7 protein-coding genes and 1 pseudogene are annotated in these 4,369 nt (G+C 33.4%); 5 read left to right on the plus strand and 3 right to left on the minus strand.

Going from position 1 to position 4,369, the window contains the following annotated elements:
* Positions 1–366, plus strand: a 366-nt coding sequence (locus ACFQZ1_RS15090; protein WP_377883000.1) for an IS6 family transposase, incomplete at its 5' end; no start/stop codon positions are given.
* 383 nt (positions 367–749) lie between these two features.
* On the opposite strand, the gene ACFQZ1_RS15095 is transcribed toward ACFQZ1_RS15090, so the two are convergent.
* Complete coding sequence (locus tag ACFQZ1_RS15095) at positions 750–1,298, minus strand: C40 family peptidase (protein WP_377883001.1); 549 nt, start codon at positions 1,296–1,298, stop codon at positions 750–752.
* A 215-nt stretch (positions 1,299–1,513) separates the two neighbouring features.
* Between ACFQZ1_RS15095 and ACFQZ1_RS15100 the strand changes: the two genes are divergently transcribed.
* The 4 genes and pseudogenes from ACFQZ1_RS15100 (at position 1,514) to ACFQZ1_RS15110 (ending at position 3,317) form a co-directional block, all read left to right on the plus strand.
* Entirely contained in the window at positions 1,514–2,089 is a 576-nt protein-coding gene (locus ACFQZ1_RS15100) for an IS6 family transposase (RefSeq protein ID WP_377883002.1), read from the plus strand.
* Between the two features lie 182 nt (positions 2,090–2,271).
* A pseudogene (locus ACFQZ1_RS26720) lies at positions 2,272–2,427 on the plus strand (IS6 family transposase); the annotation flags it as partial.
* A gap of 297 nt (positions 2,428–2,724) precedes the next feature.
* Positions 2,725–2,925, plus strand: a complete 201-nt coding sequence (locus ACFQZ1_RS15105; protein WP_377883003.1) for a helix-turn-helix transcriptional regulator — start codon at positions 2,725–2,727, stop codon at positions 2,923–2,925.
* A gap of 2 nt (positions 2,926–2,927) precedes the next feature.
* Positions 2,928–3,317, plus strand: a complete 390-nt coding sequence (locus ACFQZ1_RS15110; protein WP_377883004.1) for a hypothetical protein — start codon at positions 2,928–2,930, stop codon at positions 3,315–3,317.
* Positions 3,318–3,543: 226 nt separating this feature from the next.
* On the opposite strand, the gene ACFQZ1_RS15115 is transcribed toward ACFQZ1_RS15110, so the two are convergent.
* Both ACFQZ1_RS15115 and ACFQZ1_RS15120 read right to left on the minus strand, forming a co-directional pair.
* On the minus strand, positions 3,544–3,735 hold the full coding sequence (locus ACFQZ1_RS15115) for a helix-turn-helix transcriptional regulator (RefSeq protein WP_377883005.1): 192 nt from the start codon (positions 3,733–3,735) through the stop codon (positions 3,544–3,546).
* 1 nt (position 3,736) lies between these two features.
* Positions 3,737–4,138, minus strand: a complete 402-nt coding sequence (locus ACFQZ1_RS15120) for a hypothetical protein (RefSeq protein WP_377883006.1) — start codon at positions 4,136–4,138, stop codon at positions 3,737–3,739.
* Positions 4,139–4,369 lie beyond the last annotated feature (231 nt).

The raw sequence follows: 4,369 nt of genomic DNA on the forward strand, positions 1-4,369 counted from the left end.
TGTACAAATGATTCATGGAGAGTGGATGAAACGTATATCAAAGTAAAAGGTCAATGGATGTATTTATATCGCGCAGTGGATTCCGAAGGAAACACCATTGACTTTTGCCTAAGCAAAACAAGAGACCAAAAGGCTGCAAAGTACTTCTTCAAGAAAGCTTTGCGGTCTTTTCATGTTTCTAAGCCTCGTGTCATAACCGTCGATAAAAATCCAGCGTATCCTGTAGCCATTCAACAGTTAAAAGACGAGCAAGAGATGCCTAAAGGCATCAAAACGTATGAAACTGCTACTTCAATAGTACGTGGCATTGAAGCCATGCATATGATGAAAAAAGGGCAAGTTCACCAAGAGGTGAAGTCTGCGTAAAATCGAAAAGAATTCATTGATAAACTGTTTGGTATTGCAGCATAATCCGTAAGTTAATAGGAAATTCATGTCCTATGTTTTTTTGAAATCATCTTTGCACCAGAACCGAATATTTCACTCGAGCCATAAAAAAATACTCCCCTTAGATAAACAGATTTTTATTTTTTATCTGTCTACCTAATGGGGAGCATATCAAATTAAATACGGGATAAGAGGTGTTTTTTCCTTGTCTTATTTCATTGGGTCACTTCAAATACTTACGATTTAGAGAGGTGTTTTTTATCGTCTCATTCTCAGGATTCACTCCATATAGAAAGAATAGCGCTTTTTCACCTTAGAGAGTATTTTGTTTTATTAGCTTGATACCAACGTATTAAGATCTCTTATTTGATTCTTCCATAACCGGCAATATGTTGACTCCAATAAGGATTATCTAACTTAGCTGCACTTACTCCTTTTGAATCACTAGCGTTATAGAATGCATTACCTCCAATGTACATACCAACATGCGTAATGCCTTTTTTACTTCCATTTGTTCCTTTAAAGAACACTAAATCACCTGGCTGAAGATCGCTTTTACTAATACGCTTAGTAAAATCATATTGCTGCTGAGCAGTACGTGGTAATTTAATTCCTTGTGTACCATAACCCCATTGCATTAATCCTGAACAATCAAATCCAGTTTTGGGGCTATTTCCACCATAATGATATGGTGTTCCTTCGTATTTCTTCATTGCTGCATAAACTTTTTGAAATTGAGACTTAGTTATAGATTGAATTGCTAAAGATTCGATATTCATAGTTTCAAAATTAGTTTGGATTGTTGCCCCTTCATTTGTAGGAATGTTACTTGTTTCTTCCGCAGAAGCAAAACTACTGCCAGCTCCAATTACCATTCCGAATGCTAAAGTTCCTGCTACGATTTTTTTCATAATATTTCCTCCTATTCAAATTTACTACAATGGCCTCTGGTCAAATTTATACTAATATGTAATATATTACCTGTCAATGAACCTCATATGCTATTAATAACTTAAAATTCCAAAGTATATGTCACATATACTAATATTGTTTTTGGTTCTGGTGCAAGAAATCTAGTAAACTTGGACATACTGATACTAATACTCTAAAAAGGGGCGTGATCAGTATGGAAAAGCAAAATTTATTCAAGTGGAAACATTATCAACCCGATATTATTCTTCTTACTGTCAGATGGTACCTACGGTACAACTTGAGCTTTCGTAACCTTGTAGAAATGATAGAGGAACGAGGATTATCGATGGCTCATACGACCATTATGCGTTGGGTTCATCAGTATAGTCCTGAATTAGACAAGCGACTTCGTCGTCATCTAAAACGTACAAATGATTCATGGAGAGTGGATGAAACGTATATCAAAGTAAAAGGTCAATGGATGTATTTATATCGCGCAGTGGATTCCGAAGGAAACACCATTGACTTTTGCCTAAGCAAAACAAGAGACCAAAAAGCTGCAAAGTACTTCTTCAAGAAAGCTTTGCGGTCTTTTCATGTTTCTAAGCCTCGTGTCATAACCGTCGATAAAAATCCAGCGTATCCTGTAGCCATTCAACAGTTAAAAGACGAGCAAGAGATGCCTAAAGGCATCAAAACGTATGAAACTGCTACTTCAATAGTACGTGGCATTGAAGCCATGCATATGATGAAAAAAGGGCAAGTTCACCAAGAGGTGAAGTCTGCGTAAAATCGAAAAGAATTCATTGATAAACTGTTTGGTATTGCAGCATAATCCGTAAGTTAATAGGAAATTCATGTCCTATGTTTTTTTGAAATCATCTTTGCACCAGAACCCAATTTATGAATGACTCTAACCTCATTTTGGGCAAATTTCAACCTTTAGTGAAGTTGCCCTTTTTTCATCATATTTTTGTCAAATCCGTAGGATTTCAAAATCTTCGTCATGCTTCACGTACTATTAAAGGTATTGAAACCATTCATGCCCTATATAAACAAAGGCGGATTCTCTTTGAAGACTTCGCCTTTGTTTATATAGGGGGTACTAATGCATTGCCATCAACTTAAGAAAGCAGAGCAATCCCAAAAAGAAAAGGTAAGATGAATCCCTATACTGTAGAAAAACAAAATTTTTGTGTAGGCCTATTTAAAGATAGTAACTTAATGGAGATGTATGGTGACCCCTATTTGGATAGAAGTAAAAAAAGTCCTATAAACGGTCGTTTATAGGACTTTTTTATCGAATCTAAGAAATAAAATTCTCCAGAAGATGTGTAAAAAGTATTTGACAATTAGATTGGTTTTTTTACAATTTTTAGTATGTAAAAAGTTTTTTACACACTTTGCAATAAAGGTGGAAATCCAATGCGTAATCGAATTAAGGAGTATAGAGAGATTAAAAAAATTTCTCAGGGAAAATTGGCGGATTTATGTAATGTAAGTAGACAAACAATTAATGCCATCGAAAATAATAAATATGATCCTAGTTTACAATTAGCTTTCGATATTGCAAAAACATTAGAAATTAGAGTTGATATTTTATTTATAAATGAAGGGAATGTATAGTAATGAGGACTCGAAAAATTGGTTCTATCATATTTGGGATAAGTATTTTGATTGTAATAGGTTTTACAATTTATAAGATTATAGTAGGGAAAGATGTTGGTTTCAATGAAGTCATTACTATTAGTTGTTTAGTAATGATGTTTTTCTCATCTATTACCTGGGGAACAAAAGAAGAAAAAGATGGAATATTACAAGAGGAAGAACTCGGACAAAGAATTACAGAAAAAAGCTCAAAAGTAAGTTATTTCATTCTTACTTTTTTTATTTTAGGAGCTGTAGTTGCTGATAAATTTATAAATGGGACAACAAACATTTTTTTATTGTTATTATTAGGGTTATCAATGATAACTTTGCCTTTTATTGAATTTTTGGTTGCCAAAAGGTATCAGTAGTATAAGAGATACTACCCTATCGCTATCAAGCTAAGAAAAGCAAATATACCAAAACGAGAAAATTGAAACTTCCAGGTGAAAATGTACAATTTTTTTGTTTTGGAGCGTTATAAAATTCTTAAGTTGATGGGCATGTAAAGTGACCCCTATTAAAAGTCCTCCAGATTGTTTAACTGGAGGACTTTTAATAGGGGTCACATAATTCTCGATATAGGGAGTCAATTCGTTAATTCGGATTAAATAGTTCATCAACTGTTGTACGTAGTACCTCGGCTAATTTAAAAGCTAATGTCAATGTTGGGTCATACTTAGCATTTTCAATTGCATTAATAGTTTGGCGTGATACATTGCAATACTTAGCCAATTCTTCTTGTGTCATAGATTGCTTTTTACGGAATACAGAAATAGAGTTTTTCATATTACTTAAACTTCTTTGATACAAAAAATTCAGTGATTGGAACTATAACAAGGGAAGCACATAAGGCTAAATAAAGAGCGGAGTTTTGTACGTTATCAAAACTCCAAATAGTATTACCCTCTCCTATAACTAATATAATGAACATAACGATGATAAGGACAAAATATCCAATCTTGTAGCTCAAATAAGAAATATGTTTTCCCAATTCATCCTGGCTTTCTTCTGAAACAGCATCAGCATCCCCCCATGTGACTTGATTTACGATAGAACTAATAATTAAGCATGCAAAGAAAAATACTCCCATTTTAATGCGTTTTTCTGTCACAAAAACATATAAGGTATAAGCAATAATAGCAACTAAACAAATGCAACTAACTAAGAATATGAACTTCTTTTTATTCATCTTGTATGCTTCCTTTCTACTCATAAATGTAAAAACATTTTTACATTTGAATTATATCTATTGAAAATTAGGATGTCAAAACTTTTTTACATTTTTAGATGAATAGAATATACATGTTCGGTTAACAGGTTCTGGTGCAAATACTTCAGAAGAGATATAGAGAGGCGAAAAGTTTCCTAGTAGAATCTATTTTATGCTGGAAGGCCGAATAGTTTATCAATGAATTCTTTT

This window comes from Bacillus sp. CGMCC 1.60114, from assembly GCF_042676365.1.
In the GTDB taxonomy this organism is placed as follows: domain Bacteria; phylum Bacillota; class Bacilli; order Bacillales; family Bacillaceae_G; genus Bacillus_A; species Bacillus_A rhizoplanae_A.